The organism is Collimonas silvisoli (genome assembly GCF_018305005.1).
GTDB lineage: Bacteria > Pseudomonadota > Gammaproteobacteria > Burkholderiales > Burkholderiaceae_D > Collimonas > Collimonas silvisoli.
In genome coordinates this window covers 1-20,604 of sequence record NZ_JAGQEG010000048.1, presented here as the reverse complement: position 1 = coordinate 20,604, position 20,604 = coordinate 1, and the positions used below count along the sequence as shown (strand labels likewise).

The 20,604-nt window shown below is 54.3% G+C and carries 20 protein-coding genes; 16 read left to right on the top strand and 4 right to left on the bottom strand.

Going from position 1 to position 20,604, the window contains the following annotated elements; genetic code table 11:
* Nucleotides 1-375: 375 nt before the first annotated feature.
* Nucleotides 376-2,334, top strand: coding sequence for a methyl-accepting chemotaxis protein (locus KHU33_RS14320; protein WP_211464019.1), 1,959 nt, complete (start codon nucleotides 376-378; stop codon nucleotides 2,332-2,334).
* 83 nt (nucleotides 2,335-2,417) lie between these two features.
* Here KHU33_RS14320 and KHU33_RS14315 read toward each other — a convergent pair whose 3' ends face one another.
* On the bottom strand, nucleotides 2,418-2,843 hold the full coding sequence (locus KHU33_RS14315) for an organic hydroperoxide resistance protein (RefSeq protein ID WP_211464018.1): 426 nt from the start codon (nucleotides 2,841-2,843) through the stop codon (nucleotides 2,418-2,420).
* Nucleotides 2,844-3,041: 198 nt separating this feature from the next.
* Nucleotides 3,042-3,497, bottom strand: coding sequence for a MarR family winged helix-turn-helix transcriptional regulator (locus KHU33_RS14310; protein ID WP_211464017.1), 456 nt, complete (start codon nucleotides 3,495-3,497; stop codon nucleotides 3,042-3,044).
* Nucleotides 3,498-3,929: 432 nt separating this feature from the next.
* Here KHU33_RS14310 and KHU33_RS14305 point away from each other — a divergent pair, with 432 nt between their 5' ends.
* The 6 genes from KHU33_RS14305 to KHU33_RS14280 all read left to right on the top strand — a co-directional run bounded on the left by KHU33_RS14305 (nucleotide 3,930) and on the right by KHU33_RS14280 (nucleotide 7,429).
* Complete coding sequence (locus tag KHU33_RS14305; RefSeq protein ID WP_211464016.1) at nucleotides 3,930-4,508, top strand: PAAR domain-containing protein; 579 nt, start codon at nucleotides 3,930-3,932, stop codon at nucleotides 4,506-4,508.
* Complete coding sequence (locus tag KHU33_RS14300; RefSeq protein WP_211464015.1) at nucleotides 4,505-5,209, top strand: M35 family metallo-endopeptidase; 705 nt, start codon at nucleotides 4,505-4,507, stop codon at nucleotides 5,207-5,209. Before KHU33_RS14305 ends, KHU33_RS14300 begins: the two co-directional genes overlap by 4 nt.
* On the top strand, nucleotides 5,206-5,628 hold the full coding sequence (locus KHU33_RS14295) for a hypothetical protein (RefSeq protein WP_211464014.1): 423 nt from the start codon (nucleotides 5,206-5,208) through the stop codon (nucleotides 5,626-5,628). Before KHU33_RS14300 ends, KHU33_RS14295 begins: the two co-directional genes overlap by 4 nt.
* 26 nt (nucleotides 5,629-5,654) lie before the next feature.
* Entirely contained in the window at nucleotides 5,655-6,125 is a 471-nt protein-coding gene (locus KHU33_RS14290; protein ID WP_211464012.1) for a hypothetical protein, read from the top strand.
* Nucleotides 6,126-6,516: 391 nt separating this feature from the next.
* Nucleotides 6,517-6,969: a hypothetical protein gene (locus tag KHU33_RS14285; protein ID WP_211464010.1), complete on the top strand. Its 453-nt coding sequence runs from the start codon at nucleotides 6,517-6,519 to the stop codon at nucleotides 6,967-6,969.
* A 19-nt stretch (nucleotides 6,970-6,988) separates the two neighbouring features.
* Nucleotides 6,989-7,429, top strand: a complete 441-nt coding sequence (locus KHU33_RS14280) for a hypothetical protein (RefSeq protein WP_211464008.1) — start codon at nucleotides 6,989-6,991, stop codon at nucleotides 7,427-7,429.
* Nucleotides 7,430-7,453: 24 nt separating this feature from the next.
* Here KHU33_RS14280 and gshA read toward each other — a convergent pair whose 3' ends face one another.
* Complete coding sequence (gene gshA / locus KHU33_RS14275) at nucleotides 7,454-9,040, bottom strand: glutamate--cysteine ligase (RefSeq protein WP_211464006.1); 1,587 nt, start codon at nucleotides 9,038-9,040, stop codon at nucleotides 7,454-7,456.
* A 305-nt stretch (nucleotides 9,041-9,345) separates the two neighbouring features.
* On the opposite strand from gshA, the gene folD reads away from it, so the two are divergent.
* The 6 genes from folD (at nucleotide 9,346) to KHU33_RS14245 (ending at nucleotide 15,354) form a co-directional block, all read left to right on the top strand.
* A complete protein-coding gene (gene folD / locus KHU33_RS14270) occupies nucleotides 9,346-10,191 on the top strand; it encodes a bifunctional methylenetetrahydrofolate dehydrogenase/methenyltetrahydrofolate cyclohydrolase FolD (RefSeq protein WP_211464004.1) in 846 nt (281 codons plus the stop codon).
* A 5-nt stretch (nucleotides 10,192-10,196) separates the two neighbouring features.
* Nucleotides 10,197-12,275, top strand: a complete 2,079-nt coding sequence (locus KHU33_RS14265) for a M3 family metallopeptidase (RefSeq protein WP_211464002.1) — start codon at nucleotides 10,197-10,199, stop codon at nucleotides 12,273-12,275.
* Nucleotides 12,276-12,347: 72 nt separating this feature from the next.
* Nucleotides 12,348-12,974 (top strand): glutaredoxin family protein, encoded by a 627-nt coding sequence (locus KHU33_RS14260; RefSeq protein WP_230414268.1) that lies wholly within the window; start codon nucleotides 12,348-12,350, stop codon nucleotides 12,972-12,974.
* Between the two features lie 35 nt (nucleotides 12,975-13,009).
* Nucleotides 13,010-13,435 (top strand): DNA polymerase III subunit chi, encoded by a 426-nt coding sequence (locus KHU33_RS14255; RefSeq protein WP_211464000.1) that lies wholly within the window; start codon nucleotides 13,010-13,012, stop codon nucleotides 13,433-13,435.
* 11 nt (nucleotides 13,436-13,446) lie between these two features.
* On the top strand, nucleotides 13,447-13,875 hold the full coding sequence (locus KHU33_RS14250; RefSeq protein ID WP_211463998.1) for an EspF repeat-containing protein: 429 nt from the start codon (nucleotides 13,447-13,449) through the stop codon (nucleotides 13,873-13,875).
* 162 nt (nucleotides 13,876-14,037) lie between these two features.
* The gene (locus tag KHU33_RS14245) at nucleotides 14,038-15,354 is read left to right on the top strand and encodes a D-amino acid dehydrogenase (protein ID WP_211463996.1); all 1,317 of its coding nucleotides are present in this window, start codon (nucleotides 14,038-14,040) and stop codon (nucleotides 15,352-15,354) included.
* Nucleotides 15,355-15,529: 175 nt separating this feature from the next.
* Here KHU33_RS14245 and KHU33_RS14240 read toward each other — a convergent pair whose 3' ends face one another.
* Nucleotides 15,530-16,039 (bottom strand): Lrp/AsnC family transcriptional regulator, encoded by a 510-nt coding sequence (locus KHU33_RS14240; protein ID WP_211463994.1) that lies wholly within the window; start codon nucleotides 16,037-16,039, stop codon nucleotides 15,530-15,532.
* A gap of 179 nt (nucleotides 16,040-16,218) precedes the next feature.
* Between KHU33_RS14240 and KHU33_RS14235 the strand changes: the two genes are divergently transcribed.
* From KHU33_RS14235 to KHU33_RS14225, 3 genes are all read left to right on the top strand, one after another.
* Nucleotides 16,219-17,367, top strand: coding sequence for a branched-chain amino acid ABC transporter substrate-binding protein (locus tag KHU33_RS14235; protein WP_211463992.1), 1,149 nt, complete (start codon nucleotides 16,219-16,221; stop codon nucleotides 17,365-17,367).
* Between the two features lie 296 nt (nucleotides 17,368-17,663).
* Nucleotides 17,664-18,797, top strand: coding sequence for a branched-chain amino acid ABC transporter substrate-binding protein (locus KHU33_RS14230; protein ID WP_230414272.1), 1,134 nt, complete (start codon nucleotides 17,664-17,666; stop codon nucleotides 18,795-18,797).
* A 301-nt stretch (nucleotides 18,798-19,098) separates the two neighbouring features.
* Entirely contained in the window at nucleotides 19,099-20,226 is a 1,128-nt protein-coding gene (locus tag KHU33_RS14225; protein WP_211464057.1) for a branched-chain amino acid ABC transporter substrate-binding protein, read from the top strand.
* Nucleotides 20,227-20,604: the final 378 nt, after the last annotated feature.

The window sequence follows — 20,604 nt, the reverse complement described above, 5'->3', positions numbered from 1 at the left end:
GGTTTCAAATACACGCAAAAGCACGCAAAAACATTGGGTACATGGTCGGCAAGCCGGGAATCTGAATTGCGCGGGAAATTTGGATCTCCACGTCATATTCGCGCTTCATGTTCACTTCCCTGATCGTGTTAACGGCAGCCCGCGGCGTTTCTTAAGGCCCGCAAAATCGCAACTGCGCCACGGCGGCTGATCACCCGCTCACCGGCCGCCCTTCAACTTCCGCGATAGTTGTCGTTATTGCTTTTGATTGCCAGGATTTCGGCAGGACGCCGTTCGCCGGTCGCCGGGCCGTAACCTGGCCCGCTCGGCCACTGATGGTGTTAATCGGAGCGGCGGCAAAAAGCGCGGCTCCACCTAACAAGAAAAGGATGATCAATGAACAAGAAATTCTTCAAAAACCTGAATGTGGGCATCAAGCTCAGCTTGCTCACCTTCTTCCTGGCCACCTTGATTTTCCTGGCTTATGGCTGGGCCAGCGCCAGTTCCACCTCGCAGTTGCTGGAACAGCGCGCAGCGCGCGATATCGCCGGCAGGACCGATACCATGATCCAGATGCTGGATACATTCGACGCCAGCCATAAAAGCGAAGCCGATCGTTTCGGACTTTTGCTGGCGAGTTATTTCCCTGGGAAATTTTCTATCGACAGCAGCAAGACGATCGATGTCGCCGGCAAACCGACGCCGCTGCTGAAGAACGGCAATGACATCATCAATATGAATTTTTCCGTCGCCGACAGTTTTACGTCGTCCAGCCGGGCGGTAGCGACGATTTTCATCAAGAACGGCGATGACTTCATCCGCATCTCGACCTCGCTCAAGAAAGAAAACGGCGAACGCGCTATCGGCACCGTGCTCGACCATGCGCACCCCGGCTATGGACGCTTGCAAGGCGGCTCGTCGTATATCGGCCGCGCAACCCTGTTCGGCAAGGAGTACATGACGGCCTACAACCCGGTCAAGGATGAAGCCGGCAAGATCGTCGGCGCGCTGTTCGTCGGGGTGGATATCGGCAGCGACATCGAAACGCTGAAAGCGCGCATCCGCTCGGTCAAATTGGGCGACGCCGGTTATTTCTATGTGCTCAACGCCAGCCAGGGTAAAGATCTGGGCAAGCTGCTGATAGCGCCGGCCGAAGAAGGTAAGAATGTGCTGGCGCTGAAGGATGCTGACGGCCGTGAATTCATCAAGGAAATCCTGGAGCGCAAAGAAGGCAGCATGCGCTATGCCTTGCAGGAAAGCGCTGCCAGCGGTTCTGAAAAAATCGCCGCTTTCGCACTGTACAAGAACTGGAACTGGCTGATCGTCGGCAATGAAGACGCCGCCGAACTGACGCAGGAGATCACCACGCTGCGCAATCGCAACGCCCTGTTCGGCTTGATGGCGGTGTTGATCATGGTAGCGGCGCTGTACTGGCTGATCCGCGCCAACATCAGCCAGCCGCTGGAAAGAGTGAAACAGGTTGCGCAGCAACTGGCGGCGGGTGATCTGACTAGCACGCTGAGCAGCCGGCGCGGCGACGAAATCGGCCAGCTGGAACAAGCCATCAATGGCATCAGCCAGGGCCTGGCCGGTGTCATCGGCAATGTGCGGCAAGGCACCGGCGAGATGGCGCGCGCCTCGCAAGAGATTGCCGAAGGCAACGCCAATCTGTCAGCCCGGACCGAATCGCAAGCCAGTTCGCTGGAACAGACCAGCAGCTCGCTGGAGCAGCTGACGGCAGCGGTAAAACAAAACGCCGACAGCGCCCAGCACGCCAACCAGCTAGTGATCACGGCATCGGGACAGGCGCTTGAGGGCGGCCAGGTGGTCGGCAAGGTGGTGCTTACCATGAGCACCATCAAGGATAGCTCGCGCAAAATCCACGACATCATCGGCGTGATTGACAGCATCGCCTTCCAGACCAATATCCTGGCGTTGAATGCGGCGGTGGAAGCAGCCCGGGCTGGCGAACAGGGCCGCGGTTTTGCCGTGGTGGCGGCGGAAGTGCGCAACCTGGCGCAGCGCTCGGCGGCGGCGGCCAGGGAAATCAAGGGCTTGATCAGCGCCTCGGTGGAACAAGTGGACGCCGGCGGCAAGCTGGTCGATGCGGCCGGCCAGACCATGCAAGGCATAGTCGCCGCGGTCAAGCGGGTGGCCGACATCATGCATGAAATCACGGCGGCAACCGGCGAACAAAGCAGCGGCATCGAAGAGATCAACCGTGCCATGGGACATATCGACGACATCACCCAGCAAAATGCGGCGCTGGTGGAGCAAGCTGCAGCAGCTGCCGAAAGCCTGCAAGACCAGGCGGCGCAGCTGGCGCAGACTGCTGCTGTTTTCAAGCTCAGCTAAAAAGATTCAGCTAAAACAAAAAAGCCTGGCAAGCCAGGCTGGGCGGATGAGGCAGATGGTCCGCCCCAGTCAATAGCGCAGAATTACACCAGAGTCAGGGTAACGTCGACATTGCCGCGGGTAGCGTTGGAATAAGGACAAACCTTGTGCGCCTTGTCAACCAGCGCCTCAGCTGCGCCGGCGTCCATGCCAGGCAGGGAAATTTGCAGCTCAACTGCAATGCCGAAGCCGCCAGGAATGACGCCGATGCCGACCAGGCCGGTAATTGCCACATCAGCTGGCAGGGTGATTTTTTCTTGCGAGGCGACGAATTTCATGGCGCCGATGAAGCATGCGGAATAACCGGCTGCAAACAATTGTTCAGGATTGGTGCCAACGCCGCCGGCGCCGCCCAATTCTTTTGGCGTCGTCAATTTGACATCCAGCACATTGTCGGACGAGACGGCACGGCCATCGCGGCCTCCGGTTGCTGTGGCTTGCGCTGTATACAAGATATTTTCAACTGACATGATGATTTCCTTTATTGGCCGTTTGGAAAATCCTTTGGATCAATACAGTCGGCCGTACTGACGATCCGGATTAAAAGTTACAACATTAAGATGACGCAAGAATGAAACATAAAAAAGAAACGTGATGCCCGACAAAACAAAACTACACAATTATATTGCTCGCAATTTATAGTCAATGCAAAACCGGATCCTCTATCTTTAAGCGATATTGCCAGCCATCGCGGCACGCAGCCGCCGCAGTTCCTGGGTCAGCGCTTTCAATTCATCCAGCGAGCATTCGGCGCTGCAACTCACCTGCTGCGGGATTGCCTGCGCTTGCTGCCGCAGATTTTTACCCGCCGCGGTCAAGCTGACGATCACCTGGCGCTCATCGTGGGGCGCCCGTTGGCGGCGCAGAAATCCGCTGTTTTCCAGGCGCTTGAGCAATGGCGTCAGCGTGCCGGAATCCAGATACAGACGTTCGCCCAGCGCCGATACGGTAACTTCGTCGCGCTCCCACAAGGTCAGCATCACCAGATATTGCGGATAGGTCAGGCCCATTTTCTGCAACAGCGGCTTGTATATCTTGGTCATGGTCAGCGATGCCGAATACAGCGCAAAACACAGCTGATTATCCAGCAACAGACTGTCCGGCCCGAATAGTTCGGACGGCATGTTTGCGTTTGCTTGTTTGCTGGTTTCCATGAGTTGAATAATATAACGCTCAAAATTAAATTGCAAGCAATCTAATTTGCATTTAAATCTATCGACGGGATTACCGATAGCTATGCAAGCCGCCGCCGACAAACAAGTTATCGATACAGAATACATTACACGTTACTCCGCTCAACCCACGATCTAAGGCTCGCCCTAAAAAGTAGAAATTGGGCATGCACAAAACCAGCCTTCTACATGATTGCTGCCGCGCTCACTGGCAATTGTTAAGAATTGTCATGTCAAATTTTTAACGTATTTCTTGCTATCGCCCAATCCTCACGCTTATAGTTGTCTTGTTAATTTAACCAATGAGCAAGCTGATAGGAGAGCAACACGATGTGCAACGAAGTAGAAGTTATCCACCCTAAAACCGATTATTAGGACGAGAACATGGGCGTGAAGAGACGAGTAGTTAAGTTAGGCGATAAAACGTCAAATGGAGGATTTATCAAAAAGGTGTCAAGCCAGTTACCCGACAATGGCGTCGAAGTGGCAACTGTGAGCGACATTGGCTTCTGTCCGGTCTGCAATATGGATGCGCCGATCATCGCGCTAAACGAAGTCTCATGCAAAATGCCGAACGGCAAACAGATTGCATTGCATGACGACAAACTACACTGTCACTGCCCCGTTCTTCCAACGCTTATAGCCGCAGACACAACTACGTTTTTCGTTGAGGATAATCTGCCGCATCCGCAAGAATGGGCAGACGGCGCGAAGCATATTCCTCGGCAAACGGCCGTTGGCAATAACGGGGAGGCAAGCCAGGGCGAAGCGTTTAATGACTTCTACAAGATTCTCCACCAGAAAACCAACGAGCCGATAGCTAACGCACGCTACGCGCTCAAGCGCCCCGACGGCAGCCTTGAGTACGGCGTTACGAATAAGGACGGGAGTACGCACATGCTGGCATCGAGCATGGGATCGGAGTTTGTAGAAATCTTCTTTGAAGGCGACGAAGAATCATGACAGTCACCTACCCCGATGGAACACCATTAAAGAAAATTGCCGCAAAAAATACTACTCTCGCAAGCGACACATCTGAAAAAATAATTTACGCAAATTTTGAAGCGATATGTCCAAATATGACGAATGGAGAGTTCGCTAGAACGGTTATGCGTTTGCGGGATGAAGCTGTTGTGCGAACAACGACGCGGATTAATCAACTTGCTCGGTGGGACGCGAGTGACAAAGAGGCAGTGATTCAGTGGTTCGGCGCAGATAGCGATGACTTCCGTTCGAAACTGTTGACAGGTCTAAAACAAATGAATCGGGTGTTCTCCGAACTTACCCCGTCAAATTTCGTGCGTTGGTCAGAAACGGCATTGTCTTATCTCAACTGCGATGGCAGCAAAGTGAACCCTAGTACAACGGCCGCAGTAGTTTGTAAGCCGGACGTTGCAACACACATGATTGCGATTACCTTAAAATTTTGTGAGTTACCTGATGAGAGAAAGAATTTTGACACAGGCAAAGCTTACGACGGAGACTCAAGACTTCTCACGCTTGTGCATGAAGTCTCTCACTTCAATGACACCATGGGCTCAAATGATGAGTGGTATACAACCTGGAAGTCAAAACGTAGAGCAGAGGCTAAGGATCGCCTTTGTATAACGAATGCAGAAAGTATAGGTGCATATATTGTTTGGGCGAAAGGTGGGGATAAATGAAACGAGCTCTTTGCAGCATGGTGCTTTTAGTTTTTATTACTTCAGCCACCGCGACATCTTTTGTCGGGCTGACACATGAAATTCATTTCGAAAAAAATTCTGATCATATTCCGGCGAGCGAAGTAAGGGCAATTGTCGATTGGAAAATCGAAAAACAACGGGATTTTGGCGATGGGGAATATGATATTGGAACAACGATCAATAAACGACTTAACGTCACGCGCGACCTTGCAGAGCGACGTGCGAAGGCGATCAAGTCACTAATGCAGTCCTTAGGTGTTCATCTTGACGACGTAGGATCATTGGAAGACAAATCTTCTCTGACAACTCAGCAAGAAGCAGATACCGCGTATGTGATGTTCCAGCCCCCTTGCACAAAGACCCATGATTGCGGCCCACAGCCAATTAACCCACGTTAACCATGGCACGAAAATAGGCGACACTCATGAAACACGTTTTATGCTGTATGGCTTTTCTGGCATCAGTCAATTCCGCCACGGCGACATCCTTTGGAGGGTTAGAACACGAAGTGCATTTTAGCGAGAATTCGGGCCAAATCCGAAGTGAAGAAATGCGCTCTTTGGTAGATTGGAAAATCAACTCTGTGGAAATGGGCGGTATTGATTACGAAGTATTTTTGTATAAAGATGAGCAACTTGAAATAGGTTCAAATCTTGTCGAACAACGCCGTGACACCATTGTGTCGCTTATGAACACGTTAGGGATTCAAATCACAAAAGTTGTGGTGATTGACCAGCAGTCAAAGCGCAGGGAATCGGGTTTATCGAGAAAGAAAACAAATACCGCAACAATAATATTTCAACCACCCTGCACAAAGACACTTGATTGTGGCCCAAAACCGATTTCCGGATCGAAGCCACCGGAGCTGAACAAAATTGAAGCAGATCACGAATGATGAAATTTCTGACATTTGCAATGGTTCTAGCGACAATCACTTCGGCTATGGCAACATCCTTTGCGGGATTAGAACATCAGGTCCATTTTAGTAAAAATTCAGATCAAATCTCAAGTGAAGAAATCCGATCCTTGGTTGACTGAAAAATAAAAACAGTACAGTTCGGCGGTGTCGATTATGGCGTATTTGGATTTAAAGATAATCGACTTAACATAAGTTTTGAACTTGCGGATCGTCGTCGCAATGCGATAGTGTCGTTGATGAATTCTTTAGGAATTCAAACTAAAGATACGGGAATTCAAGACCTTGAATATGTTGGCCGGAATTTATCCCAACAGGAGGCTAGCACAGTTTTTGTCACGGTTCAGCCCCCATGCACCAGAACCCACTCATGCTGATGCGCATAACTAGCTTTATTGCCCTGTATTTGATGTCGGGCTACGGTCTAGCCATGAGCTTTGCAGGCCTAACCCATGAAATCAATTTTCAACCACATTCCGCGCAGATTTCAGCAGAAGAAATTCGCTCTTTCATTGATTGGCAGAGCGAGAAAAAACGGGAGTTTTCTGGCGGTGAATATGATGTCTTCTTAATTAAAAATACGGCGATGCAGGTAACGGACGCGCTCCTTAAAAAAAGAGCCGAGACTGTCGTTCAGCTTATGAACAATTTAGGAATTCAAACAGAGGTTTCCGTGGAAGAGCGGTTTAACAAAGTTAAATATCAAGAATTGATAGATAGACTGAATTCTGCCGTCGTAGTTATTCAGCCACCTTGCACAAAGACTCATGATTGCGGCCCACAGCCGATTTCTGGATCAAAGCCACCAGGGCCGAACAAATAGCGTTGCCACAAAAATATTTATGAAACGAATTCTCTGCTCGATTGTTCTTTTAGGAACGACTACGGTTTTTGCCGCATCCTTTGCCGGCCTAACCCATGAGATTCATTTTGATAAAAACTCAGACCATATTCCTGCGAGTGAGGTACGGGCATTTGTTGAATGGAAAATCGAAAAGCAACAGGCATTCGGTGATGGTGAATATGACATTGGAGCGACTATCAATAACCGATTCAATGTTACACCTGACCTTGCACAGCGGCGTGCTGACGCTATGAAGTCATTGATACAGTCATTAGGTATCCGAGAAATTAAAACAGGCATCCTCGACGAAACGTCTTCACGATCAACTCAACAGCTATCAGATACTGGGTATGTGATGTTTCAGCCTCCGTGCACAAAAACGGGATACTGCGAACCGAAGCCGATTCCTGGATGGAAGCCATCGGAGCTGAACAAATAGCGTCAGCTACGATTTCAAGGTTGGCTAAACACTCATATTGCCCAAGGTGCTAGCGCGGTAAGCCGCGACAAAGGTATCGAAATCGCCAGTCTGGCTACGTTCCAGGCTCTCCTGCTCCGACAGCGAAGTGGCGGCCAGAGTTTCGAAATAACTGCGCTCTTCAGGGCTGGGTGGATGCGCCAGGAAATACGCTGCATGGGCTTTGCTTTGACGCAGCGCAAAGCTGGCAAACGATTCCTGATTCTGCTGCAAGATAGCCAGCACCTTGGCCGACGGCGTCAGCTCAACCGCATCCAGCTTCAAGCCCTGCTGCGCCAGCGACGCGGCATGCACGCCGTCGCTGCGCTGGGCGTCGAGCAAGGCCGCCGCCGGCGCGATCCGCTGCAGTAATTCCTGGCCCCAGGTTTGCAAGGGCACCGGATTGCCGTCACGCCGCAATTGCAAGCCAGGGCGCCGCCCTTCTTTCACCGTGCGGGAAAAATTCTCGACGTTTTCCAGACTCTCTTCATCGCTGGTCAACGGGCTGTCGTCCATTGCGCAGAACAGCAGGAAAGCGTCGAGGAAGCGCGAAGTTTCGAGGTTGATGCCCATCGGTTCGAACGGATCGATGTCCATGCAGCGCACTTCGATGTATTGCACGCCGCGCGCCGAGAGCGCCTGGACCGGCCGCTCGCCGGAATTGATCACGCGTTTCGGCCGGATCGTCGAGTAGTACTCGTTCTCGATCTGCAGGATATTGGTATTGATCTGCACCCACTCGCCGTTGCGATGGGTGCCGATTGCGGCATACGGCGGGTACGGCTGGCTGACTGCCCGCGCCAGGCTCTTGATGTAGCTGTCGAGACTGTTGAATTGCGGCGTCAGTCGGGCCTGGGCTTCGCTGGTGTAACCGAGATCGCTCATGCGCAAACTGGTGGCGTATGGCAGATACAGGGTGTCCTTGTCGAGTTGTTCCAGGCGATGCTGGCGGCCGTCGAGAAAACAGGTCGACAGGGCCGGCGAAGCGCCGAACAAGTACATCAGCAGCCAGCTGTAGCGGCGGAAATTGCGCACCAGCGCGATATAACTTTCCGATTGAAAATGCATCGCCGTGCCGCTGTCACCCTCGGCTGCCTGCAACACCGGCCACACGCCTTCGGCCAGTGAATAGTTGTAATGGATGCCGGCAATGCATTGCATGCGCTTGCCGTAACGCAGCGCCAGCCCGCGCCGGTAGACGTGCTTCAGCATGCCCATGTGCGAGGTGCCGTACCAGGCGATCGGGATCTGTTCTTCGGCCGGCAGATGGGCCGGCATCGATTGGCTCCAGAGCAGTTCGTCGCCCAGTTTCGAATAGACGAAACGGTGGATCGCATCCAGCTCGGTCAGCGCGGTGGCGATGTCGTGCTCGGCGGGCGTAATGAATTCCAGCAGCGATTCCGAATAATCGGTGGTGATCTGCGGCTGCGTCAGGGCGGAACCCAGCGCCCGCGGATGCGGCGTCAGGGCCAGCCGGCCATCGCCGTCGACCCGCAAGGTTTCTCTCTCGATGCCGCGCAAGCCCTGGCCTAGCAAGCCGCGATGCTGCTCTTGCCCTAGCAGCGCCAGCCGGCGAGTGTAATGATCAGTCAATTCAGCATCCTTTTTTTTAAATTCGTCGAACTCGTTGTCCTGGGTTCTTGGGCCGTTCTTGTGTTTGCTGCTGTCCCTAAACCGGGTCGTAGAAGGCGAGAATAGCCGAAAATGAAAGAACGCGTTGGATGTCGCATGGAGCGCAATCGACCGGCGAAAATCGGGCCGGATGACGCCGCCTTTTATCAAATAGACAAGCCACGATAAATTTACAAGAAACCGCAAGGAACTCGCTGCCGGCGCGAACTTATAGGTGCGCACCCTTTATAATCCTGCTTTGCTTTTAATTTTTCAATGCCATCACTATGCCAGCCCAACTGATCGACGGAAATCTCCTTTCGCAACAACTACGCGCCGATGTCGCCAGGCGCGCCGCCGTGCTGACCGCACAAGGCAAGCAGCCTGGACTGGCGGTGATCCTGGTCGGCGACAGCCCGGCTTCGCAAGTGTATGTGCGCAACAAGGTCAAGGCTTGCGAAGACAACGGCTTGCATTCGGTGTTCGAAAAATATGACGCCGATCTGACCGAAGCGGCTCTGCTGGCGCGTATCGACGCCTTGAACCAGGATCCGAAGATCAATGGCATCCTGGTGCAACTGCCGTTGCCGGCCCACATCGACGCTCATAAAGTGATTGAAGCCATCGCCCCGGAAAAGGACGTCGACGGTTTCCACATCAGCAACGCCGGCCTGCTGATGACCGGCCAGCCGCTGTTCCGCCCATGCACTCCTTACGGCGTGATGAAAATGCTGGAATCGGTGAATTTCCCGGTGCGCGGCGCGCATGCGGTGATCGTCGGCGCTTCGAATATCGTCGGCAAGCCGCAAGCCATGCTGCTCTTGCAAGCCGGCGCCACGGTCACCATCTGCAATTCCAAGACCCGCGATCTCGGACTGCACACGCGCATGGCTGACATCCTGGTGGTGGCTACCGGCAAACGCAATATCGTTACCGCCGACATGGTCAAGCCCGGCGCTGCCGTGATCGACGTCGGCATGAACCGCGACGATCACGGCAAGCTGTGCGGCGATGTCGATTTTGCCAACGCCAAAGAGGTAGCGGGCTACATCACCCCGGTGCCAGGCGGCGTCGGGCCGATGACCATCACCATGTTGCTGGTCAATACCATCGAAGCCGCAGAAAGAATGTAATTGCAATGACATCTACCGCAATCAAGACCAGCAATCCCCTGCTCGACTTTACCGGTCTGGCCAAATTCGACCAGATCACGCCAGCCGACATCACGCCAGCGATTGCAGCGCTGCTGCAGCAAGCGCATACCGTGGTTGCCCTGCTGGAAACCTCGACCGATGCCGCCACCTGGGACAATTTTGTGATCCCGCTGGAACACGTGACCGAGAAGTTGAGCCGTGCCTGGGGCATTGTCAGCCATTTGAATGCGGTAGCCGACACGCCGGAACTGCGTGCCGCGTATAACGAGAACCAGCCGAAGCTGATCGAGTTCGGGACCGCGCTGGCGCAAAACCTGGCCTTGTTCGACAAGTACAAGGCGATCAGGAACAATCTCGATTTTGCCGATCTGTCAGAGGCGCGCCGCAAGATCGTCAATAACGCCCTGCGCGATTTCAGACTGGGCGGCGCGGAACTGGCGCCGGCCAAGAAAGCCCGCTTTGCCGAAATCCAGGAAAAACACGCAGCGCTGACCACCCGCTTCTCGGAAAATATTCTCGACGCCACCAACGCCTACGGTTTGTTCGTCAGCGACGAGGCGGAATTAGCCGGGCTGCCGGACGATGTGCGCCAGGCAGCGCGCGCCGCCGCCGAGCAGGACGGCAAGCCAGGCTATAAATTTACGCTGCATTTCCCGTCTTATTTCCCGATTCTGCAATATGCGGACAACCGCGCCTTGCGTGAAAAGATATATCGCGCCAATGCCACCAAGGCATCCGAGCTGGGCGAAAATCCGGAATGGGACAACAGCGCGAATATTGCCGAGATCCTGCGTTTGCGCAATGAAGAAGCGAAACTGCTGGGCTTCAAGAATTACGCTGAGTTGTCGCTGGTGCCGAAGATGGCCAAGACGCCCGCCGAAGTGATGCATTTCTTGCAAGACCTGGGCCAGCGCGCCCGTCCGTTTGCCGAGCAGGACCTGGCTGAGCTGCGCGCCTTCGCCGCAGAACAACTGGGCCTGGCCTCGCTGGAAGCCTGGGATCTGGCGTATGCCGCCGAAAAACTGCGCGAGCAACGCTACGCCTTTTCCGAGCAAGAAGTAAAACAATATTTCCCGGAACCGGTGGTGGTCGCCGGCTTGTTCCAGTTGGTGCAGAAATTGTTTTCGGTCGATATCAGCGCCGACCAGGCAACGGTATGGCACCCGGACGTCAAGTTTTTCCGGATTCAAAAAGACGGCAAGCTGATCGGCCAGTTTTATCTCGACCTGTATGCCCGCAACGGCAAGCGCGGCGGCGCATGGATGGACGATGCGCGCGCCCGGCGCCGCCTCGGCAGCGAAATACAAACCCCGGTTGCTTACCTGACCTGCAACTTCACCGCCCCGGCAGTAGTCGACGGCGTTGCCAAAGCGGCTTTGTTTACACATGACGAAGTGATCACCCTGTTCCACGAGTTCGGCCACGGCTTGCATCACATGCTGACCCGGGTCGACGAGCTCGGCGTCTCCGGCATTTCCGGCGTCGAATGGGATGCGGTCGAATTGCCGTCGCAATTCATGGAGAATTTCTGCTGGGAGTGGGAGGTGTTGCAGCACATGACCGCCGAGGCGGAAAGCGGCGAACCGTTGCCGCGCGCGCTGTTCGACAAAATGATCGCAGCCAAGAATTTCCAGTCCGGGCTGCAAGCCTTGCGCCAGGTCGAATTCTCCCTGTTCGACATGCGCTTGCACGACGATTACGATCCGTATGGCAGCCAAAGCGTACAAGACGTGATCGACCAGGTGCGCGCCAAGATCGCGGTCATCAGCCCGCCGCCGTTCAATCGTTTCCAGCATTCATTCGGCCACATTTTTGCCGGCGGCTACGCTGCCGGTTATTACAGCTACAAATGGGCCGAAGTATTGTCGGCCGATGCATATAGCGCGTTTGAAGAAGCGGCCGCGCTTGGCGGCAATGTGGTTTCGGCAGAGACCGGCAAAAAATTCCACGACGAAATCCTTGCCGTCGGCGGCTCGCGTCCGGCGCTGGAATCGTTCAAGGCATTTCGCGGACGTGAGCCAAGCATAGATGCCTTGTTGCGGCATAGCGGCATGGCGGCATAAGCAAGATCGAGGCGGCGTCAAGCAGCCAAACCTTCGCCGCATGTCGGCGATTCTTACAATAAGGGGAAGAGAATGAAGGTTGAGATGAAAAGCGGGAAAAGATTCGCTGTAACGTTTTTTCTGCTGATGTCGGCCGCTGGCGCACAAGCGCAGCTATACAAATCGACCGGTCCGGATGGCAAGGTCACTTACAGCGATACACCGCCGGCCAAGGGCAACGTGACACAGCAGAAAGCCGCCGCCGGCACCGGCGACAGTGGCGACGGTCTGCCGTATGAACTGGCGCTGGCGGTCAAGAACAATCCCGTCACCTTGTATAGCTCGGATAAATGCACTCCCTGCGACGATGGCCGCAAAATGCTGAACCAGCGCGGCATTCCGTTCAGCGAAAAAACCGTGAAGAGCAATGAAGATATTGCCGCCTTACGCAAGATCACCAGCGCGAACGACTTGCCGGTGCTGACCGTTGGGCGCAGCAAGGAAAGCGGTTTCTCCGACAGCGCTTGGGGCACAGCGCTGACGGCAGCCGGCTATCCGGAAAAGAATTATTTGCCAAAAACCTATCGCAATGCAGCGCCGGTGGCCGCCGCCCCCGCGCCCAGCTTGCCTAATAAAACCACGGCGCCGGCCGCCAATGGCGCCAACAACGGCGACGCACTGCCGGCGGCAGGCAACGCGCCGCCCGGATTCCGCTTTTAAGCTTGTAAGATACTGCCGCCTAACTATTACTACGCATGACGCAAATCGACTTTCACACCAATATTTCGGACAAATTTCTGTATACCTGCCGACTGGTGCGTAAAGCGCGCACGGCACAACGCCAGATCGTCATATTGAGCAGTAATACCGAAGATCTGGCGACGCTCGACCGCGCGCTCTGGACATTTTCCGAGCACGATTTCCTGCCGCACGTCAGGGCCGGCGATCCGCTGGCGGCGCAAACCCCGGTGATCCTGGCCGCCGACGAAGAAACCGAGTGGCCGCATCACCAGATCCTGATTAACCTTTCCGGCAAAATCCCGCAACATTTCGCCCGCTTCGAAAGAATGTTTGAAATCATCTCGCTGGCCGAGGACGACAAGGCCGGCGGACGCGAACGCTATCGGCTTTACCAGCAGCGCGGCTATCCGCTGACCCATTTTGTTGCCGACAATGTATAGAGGAATCCGCAATGCCCCACGGTAAACATGACGCCAATATCCCTTTATTGACCGAGGTCATTGTTCCGCTGCCGACTTTGACCGACATTATAGAAACGCCGCCAGCGCCGGTTGCCAGCGCTGCCGCACCACCAGTCGAGGATGAAGACAGTTTTGAACTGCCAGTGGCGCAACGGGAAACAGTTGTGCAGCACACCCTGAGCCAGCAAGACTGGGAGCGGCTGGAGGCAGAAGTGAGGGAAAAAGTGCTGCGGCAGTTGCAAGACCGCATCGATTTCGTGATCGAGCAAAGAGTCCGCGACGGCCTGGCGGATGTTTTACAGACTGCCGTGGAAGGCATGGCGGCGCAAATCAGGAATGGCTTGCATCAAACCCTGGACGAGGTAATTTCCAGAGCAGTATCACTGGAATTAGTCAAATTAAAAAAAACAAACATTTAGCGTGGATTTTTTGATTTCCGGTCACAATTTGCAGCGCCGTAGATAAAAATAAAAAAAATAGATCTCATTTTGATCCCCTAAAAAATCTCCGTTTTCTTACAATAACGCTATTGAAAACGTGGCTCATTGGTAAGTAAGTTAACGGATGTTTTTGGAGATGAGATGAAAGTAATTGTATTGGGCGCTGGCGTTATCGGAACCACTTCTGCATGGTTTCTGAACAAGGAAGGTCACGATGTGACAGTGATCGAACGCCAGCCGGGCGCGGCGCAAGAAACCAGTTTTGCCAACGGTTGCCAGATTTCGGTATCGCACGCCGAACCTTGGGCCAATCCGCAAGCGCCGCTGAAGGTATTGAAATGGCTGGGCCAGGAAGATGCGCCGCTGCTGTATCGCTTCCGTCCGGAATGGCTGCAATGGAAATGGGCTCTCAATTTCCTGCGTGAATGCACACCCGCCCGCACCAACGACAATATCCGCCAGATCGTCGCCATCTGCGAATACAGCCGCCAGACCTTGCAAGCGGTGCGCGCCGAAACCGGAGTCGACTACGATTGCCTGACGCGCGGCATCCTGCACTTCTACACCGAACAAAAAGAATTCGATATCTCGCTGCCTGCCGCGCAACTGATGCGCGACCTGGGCTGCCCGCGCGATTCCATCAGCGCCGATGAAGTGGTGAAGATCGAACCGGCGCTGGCACGCATCCGCGACAAGATCGTCGGCGGCGATTTTACCGCCACCGATGAATCCGGCGACGTCTACAAGTTCACCTCGGGGCTGGCCGACAAGGCCGCCGAAGCCGGCGTCAATTTCCAGTACAACACCAGCGTCACCCGTCTGATTACCGAAGGCAGCGGCGCCAGCGCCAAGATCACCGGAGTCGAAGTGATCAATGCCGACGGCCGTCACGAAGTGCTGCATGCGGACGCCTTCGTAGTCGCCATGGGCAGCTTCTCGACACCGCTGCTGAAACCGCTGGGCATCGAGTTGATGATTTATCCGGGCAAGGGTTACTCCGCCACCTATCGCATCACCAACCCTGATGCGGCGCCAAGCGTTTCGCTGACCGACGATGGCTACAAGCTGGTGGTATCGCGCCTGGGCGACCGCCTGCGCGTGGCCGGCACTTGCGAATTGAACGGCTACACGCGTGAACTCAACACCACCCGTTGCGAAGCGATTACCCGCCGTACCCGCGAGTTGTTCCCGGACGGCTGCGATTACGACAATCCGGTTTACTGGACCGGTTTGCGGCCGATGACGCCATCCAACGTGCCGTATATCGGCAAGACAAAAATCAGCAATCTGTTCCTCAATACCGGCCATGGCACTCTCGGTTGGACCATGGGTTGCGGTTCCGGCCGCGCCATCGCCGAGATCATCTCGGGCCGCCGACCGGAAGTCGATTTTGCGTTTACCGGCATGCCGCGGCAGGTGCCGCAGCCATTGATTCTGCCGCGTCCTGTGCAAGCTTGATTAGCGTCACGCCTGCGGTAGCAAGACGATGAAAAAAGACCGGTGCTGGTGACAGCACCGGTCTTTTTTTTGTCTATTGGAGGTATGGCTTAATGCATGGCGCGGTTTTTGCGTAAGTGTCTGCGCAATGTAGTTGCGTTGCCGTTTTGTTGTTCAGACGCACTGTTGGAGTGCATCACTTGGCGCTGCGCACCTCGACCGTTGCCGGCTTTTCGTCGAAGGCGACCCGGGTAACGAATTTGGCGCGCTTCATGGGAAAACGAGATTGGAAATGACGGACATTGCCGGAACCCGAAATAACCCGGCGCACAAACTGATAATAGGCATCCATATCGATCACATGCACAACCAGAAAATAATCGTAATCGCCGGACACGAAGTAGCATTGCATGACCTCGACCTCCTTGTTCATGCGCAATTCGAATTCCTGCATATGTTCGTCCGACTGGTGATTCAGCGAGATTTCGAGGAAGGCCAGCATGCCGTAGCCGAGGGCAAACGGATCGACCAGGGAGACATCGGCGCTGATCACGCCGGCCTCGCGCAAATCGCGCAGGCGGCGCAGGCAGGTTGGCTGTGAAATATGCGCTTTATCGGCCAGAGTGCGAGTCGGCGTTTGATTGTCGCGCTGCAGCAAGTTCAGCAGTTTGCGATCGACTTTGTCTAGGGTGTAATGTTTGCTCATGCCAAGGTGTAAAGGGTTGCTCCGGCAGTTTTAAGAATTCGCAAAAAAACCGCTATGCGAAGCGTTTTTTATGTTGTAACGTTGCTTTTATTCAGGGTACTGAATATGTAATAAAAAGCAGCGGATAGTGAAACTGTAAGTAAATGTTTGGTTTATTTTAAATCCTCAGGAGGACGTTCATGCAAAACAAGATCAAAATGATGCCGTTGGTTGGCGCAATCGCCATGGCTTTTTCCTTCGCCGGTTCAGCTTCGGCCCAGGAAGTAGTCACCATCGGCCAGGTCAGCCCGCTCACAGGCCCTAACGCCCACATCGGCAAGGACAATGAAAACGGCGCCACGATGGCGATCGAGGAATTGAATGCCAAAGGCACCAAAATCGGCGGCAAACTGGTGAAATTCGTACTGGCTTCCGAAGACGACGCCTCCGATCCGAAACAAGGCACTGCCGCTGCGCAGAAGCTGGTGGACGCCAAGGTCAACGGTGTTATCGGCCACATGAATTCCGGCACCACCATCCCTGCTTCGAAGATTTATCACGATGCAGGCATCCCGCAAATCTCTCCTTCCGCCACCAATCCCAAGTACACTCAGCAAGGCTTTGACACCGCGTTCCGCGTGGTGGCCAACGATGGCCAGCTGGGCGGCACCCTGGGCCGCTACGCCATCAATACGCTGAAGGCAAAGAATATCGCGGTGATCGATGACCGTACCGCCTACGGTCAAGGGGTTGCGGAAGAATTCACCAAAAGCGCCAAGAAAGCAGGCGGCACTATCGTCGCTACCCAATTCACCAACGACAAGGCCACCGATTTCAACGCGATTCTGACCTCGATCAAGTCGAAGAATCCTGACTTGGTGTTCTTTGGCGGCATGGATGCGGTCGGCGGCCCGATGCTGCGTCAGATGGACCAGCTCGGCATCAAGGCCAAATTCATGGGCGGCGATGGCGTGTGTACCACTGAGCTGGCCAAGCTGGCCGGCGCTGGCTTGAAAGACGATCAGGTAGTCTGCGCCGAAGCGGGCGGTGTGCCGGATGCAGGCAAGGCGGCGCTGGACGCCTTCAAGGCGGCTTACCAGAAGAGATTCAACCAGGAAGTCGTGATCTACGCACCGTATGAGTATGACGCGCTGATGACCATGGTTGATGCAATGCAAAAAGCCGGTTCGGCCGATCCGAAGAAATATCTGAAGGAACTGGCCAAGATCCATCACAAAGGCGTGACCGGCGAAATCTCCTTTGATCCAAAGGGCGACATCAAGGACGGTTCGCTGACCTTGTACACCTACAAGGATGGCAAACGCACTCTGCTGACAGTGACAAAATAATCGTCTCTCGCAGCATATGAAAGCGCCCCGGCCGCCGGGGCGCTTTTTTTTATTCCCGCTAAAGAACACGCATACCGTGGCGACGATGCGATTGTCCTGTCACGCACAAACTCCTCCCGCTCCGCACAACTAATCTCCGCATCGACTACAAGGGTATTGTCCAAAAAACAGGAAAACCCTTTGCGAAGATTTTGTTCTGTTGTAACGTTTACATGTTCCGCTCATTGAAGAGCGGAAATGACTTTCACTCATCTTTATAAATCCTTAGGAGGAAATACGTGCAGATCAAGAACAAAATGTTGCCGTTGGCTGGAGCAATCGCGTTGGCCCTGAGCGCTGTCGGCTCAGCTTACGCTCAGGAACAAATCGTCAAGATCGGCCACGTCGGCCCGGTTACCGGTCCTTCCGCCCATCTTGGCAAAGACATGGAAAACGGCGCCAAGATGGCAGTCGAAGAATTGAACGCCAAGGGTGTCACCCTGGGCGGCAAGAAAATCAAATTCGTCTTGCTGGCGGAAGATGATGCTTCCGATCCCAAGCAAGGCACTGCTGCTGCGCAAAAGCTGGTGGACGCCAAAATCGACGGCGTCATCGGCCACCTGAATTCGGGCACCACGATTCCGGCTTCGAAGATTTACTACGACGCCGGCATCCCGCAAATTTCGCCGGCCGCCACCAGCCCTAAATACACCCAGCAAGGTTTTAACAGCGTGTTCCGGGTAGTCGCCAACGATGGCCAATTGGGCGGTACGCTGGGACGTTATGCAGCCGCCACGCTGAAGGCCAAGAATATCGCCGTGATCGATGATCGCACCGCTTACGGCCAAGGAGTTGCGCAGGAATTCGCCAAGGGCGCCAAAGGCGCCGGCGTGAATATTGTCGCGACCCAGTTCACCAACGACAAGGCAACCGATTTCAACGCCATCCTGACCTCGATCAAAGCCAAGAATCCGGATGTGATTTTCTTCGGCGGCATGGATGCGGTAGCCGGTCCGATGCTGCGTCAGATGAAGGCGCTTGGCATCAAGGCCAAGTTCATGGGCGGCGACGGCATGTGTACTGCCGAGCTGGGCAAGCTGGCAGGCGATGGCTTGATCAATGACGAAGTGGTCTGCGCCGAAGCCGGCGGTGTCGAAGAATCGGGCAAGAAAGGCCTGGACAATTTCAAGGCTGCGTTCCAGAAGAAGTACAACGCCGAAGTCAAACTGTACGCACCCTACTCGTATGATTCCGTGATGACCATGGTGGAAGCCATGCAGAAAGCCAACTCCGCCGATCCGAAAAAATATCTGCCGGAGCTGGTGAAGATCCAGCACAAGGGCGTGACCGGCATGATCGCCTTCGATCCCAAGGGCGATATCAAGGACGGTACCTTGACCTTGTACACCTACAAGGATGGCAAGCGCACCTTGTTGAGCGTGACCAAGTAAATCATCGGCGGCTGTTGTGGAAAAGCGGTGAAAAAGCGCCCCGGCCTTAGCGCCGGGGCGCTTTTTTGTTTCCGCGTGCGCTGCTTTGCGCCCTACCTTGCGGCTTATTTTGCACCTTACGCATTTGATCCCGCCCGATCGATAAAAAACATATAAAACCGCTTTGCGAAGCTATTGTTATGTTGTAACGTTTAACTCCCTGAACAGACCGAACTACTGATCGAAGTCGGATGTCTAAAAAAACGTTTGCTATCAATTCCGTTGCAAATCCTTAGGAGAAAATCTGGTGCATAAAATTAAAATGATTCCATTGGCCGCGGCGATCGCGTTGTCCCTGTCTGCAAGCGCATACGCACAGGAACAAGTGGTCAAGATCGCGCACGTCGGTCCGATCACGGGCCCCATCGCTCACATCGGCAAAGACAATGAAAACGGCGCCAAGATGGCGATCGAGGAACTCAATGCAAAAGGCGTCACGCTGGATGGCAAGAAAACCAAATTCGTATTGATGACGGAAGACGACGCATCCGATCCGAAACAAGCTACCGCGGTAGCGCAGAAACTGGTCGACGCCAAAGTTGCCGGCGTCATCGGCCATGTCAATTCGGGCACCTCGATTCCAGCTTCGAAGATTTATTACGATGCCGGCATTCCGCAAATTTCGCCTTCCACCACCAGCGCAAAATACACCCAGCAAGGCTTCAACACCACCTTCCGCGTGGTCGCCAACGACAGCCAGCTGGGCGGCGCCCTGGGCCGTTATGCAGCCAAGACGCTGCATGCCAAAACCGCTGCCGTGATCGACGACCGCACTGCCTACGGCCAGGGTCTGGCGGAAGAATTCTCCAAGGCCGCCAAAGCCGCCGGCATGACTATCGTCGCCACCCAATTCACCAGCGACAAGGCGACCGACTTCAACGCCATCCTGACCTCGTTCAAAGCCAAGAAACCTGACGTCATATTCTTCGGCGGACTGGATGCCGGCGGCGGCCCCATGCTGCGCCAGATGAAGCAATTGGGCATCAGCGCCAAGTACATGGGCGGCGACGCCATCTGCACTTCCGATCTGCCGAAACTGGCCGGCGACGGCATCAGCAACGATCAAGTGATTTGCGCCGAAGCCGGCGGTGTGGAAGAGTCCGCCAGAAAGGGCCTGGATGAATACAAGGCCGCCTACAAGCAGAAATACGGCAAGGACGTCGTGATCTATGCGCCGTACACCTACGACGCCTTGATGGTCATGGCGGACGCTATGCAAAAAGCCAAGTCGGCCGATCCGAAAAAATATCTGCCGGAGCTGGCCAAGATTCACCACAAGGGCGTGACCGGCATGATCTCGTTTGACGCCAAGGGCGACATCCAGGATGGCACCATCACCTTGTACACCTACAGAAACGGTCAGCGCACCCAGCTGGCAGTGACGAAATAACGGTTAACGGTTCTTGCCGTTTGCTTCAAAAAGCGTTCCGGTTGGCGGGGCGCTTTTTTTTTGCCACCAGGCTGTAGCCGTAAAAAAAAAGCGATCACTCGGTGATCCTGTAATTAATCAATCGCTCATGAGCAGATAGCAGAACGCCACGCTAATTACGTGGCGTTTTGTTATTCTGAATCGAAGATTGGGTCATGGATAAGAATAATTAAGCTTTCCTTCGGTCAGTAGTCGATTTCCCCGAGGTCAAACTCAAAATTGGCCTTTCGTCGCATTGAAGACTCCCATCTCTTGCTCTCGGAAGCGGTCAATTTTGATGAGCCGAATTTCATGCCAGTTAACTTTTCCAGCAATTATTTTCTCCAAAATAGTGCAAAT

What these genes read in the sequence shown, in the direction of transcription:
- KHU33_RS14250 (WP_211463998.1), top strand. Translation starts at nt 13,447, where the DNA reads ATGCCCCACGGTAAACATGACGCCAATATCCCTTTATTGACCGAGGTC.
- folD (WP_211464004.1), top strand. Translation starts at nt 9,346, where the DNA reads ATGCCAGCCCAACTGATCGACGGAAATCTCCTTTCGCAACAACTACGC.
- KHU33_RS14230 (WP_230414272.1), top strand. Translation starts at nt 17,664, where the DNA reads ATGTTGCCGTTGGCTGGAGCAATCGCGTTGGCCCTGAGCGCTGTCGGC.
- KHU33_RS14235 (WP_211463992.1), top strand. Translation starts at nt 16,219, where the DNA reads ATGCAAAACAAGATCAAAATGATGCCGTTGGTTGGCGCAATCGCCATG.
- KHU33_RS14305 (WP_211464016.1), top strand. Translation starts at nt 3,930, where the DNA reads ATGGGCGTGAAGAGACGAGTAGTTAAGTTAGGCGATAAAACGTCAAAT.
- KHU33_RS14280 (WP_211464008.1), top strand. Translation starts at nt 6,989, where the DNA reads ATGAAACGAATTCTCTGCTCGATTGTTCTTTTAGGAACGACTACGGTT.
- KHU33_RS14260 (WP_230414268.1), top strand. Translation starts at nt 12,348, where the DNA reads ATGAAGGTTGAGATGAAAAGCGGGAAAAGATTCGCTGTAACGTTTTTT.
- KHU33_RS14225 (WP_211464057.1), top strand. Translation starts at nt 19,099, where the DNA reads ATGATTCCATTGGCCGCGGCGATCGCGTTGTCCCTGTCTGCAAGCGCA.
- KHU33_RS14255 (WP_211464000.1), top strand. Translation starts at nt 13,010, where the DNA reads ATGACGCAAATCGACTTTCACACCAATATTTCGGACAAATTTCTGTAT.
- KHU33_RS14295 (WP_211464014.1), top strand. Translation starts at nt 5,206, where the DNA reads ATGAAACGAGCTCTTTGCAGCATGGTGCTTTTAGTTTTTATTACTTCA.
- KHU33_RS14285 (WP_211464010.1), top strand. Translation starts at nt 6,517, where the DNA reads ATGCTGATGCGCATAACTAGCTTTATTGCCCTGTATTTGATGTCGGGC.
- KHU33_RS14310 (WP_211464017.1), bottom strand. Translation starts at nt 3,497, where the DNA reads ATGCCGTCCGAACTATTCGGGCCGGACAGTCTGTTGCTGGATAATCAG.
- KHU33_RS14320 (WP_211464019.1), top strand. Translation starts at nt 376, where the DNA reads ATGAACAAGAAATTCTTCAAAAACCTGAATGTGGGCATCAAGCTCAGC.
- KHU33_RS14265 (WP_211464002.1), top strand. Translation starts at nt 10,197, where the DNA reads ATGACATCTACCGCAATCAAGACCAGCAATCCCCTGCTCGACTTTACC.
- KHU33_RS14315 (WP_211464018.1), bottom strand. Translation starts at nt 2,843, where the DNA reads ATGTCAGTTGAAAATATCTTGTATACAGCGCAAGCCACAGCAACCGGA.
- KHU33_RS14240 (WP_211463994.1), bottom strand. Translation starts at nt 16,039, where the DNA reads ATGAGCAAACATTACACCCTAGACAAAGTCGATCGCAAACTGCTGAAC.
- KHU33_RS14300 (WP_211464015.1), top strand. Translation starts at nt 4,505, where the DNA reads ATGACAGTCACCTACCCCGATGGAACACCATTAAAGAAAATTGCCGCA.
- KHU33_RS14245 (WP_211463996.1), top strand. Translation starts at nt 14,038, where the DNA reads ATGAAAGTAATTGTATTGGGCGCTGGCGTTATCGGAACCACTTCTGCA.
- KHU33_RS14290 (WP_211464012.1), top strand. Translation starts at nt 5,655, where the DNA reads ATGAAACACGTTTTATGCTGTATGGCTTTTCTGGCATCAGTCAATTCC.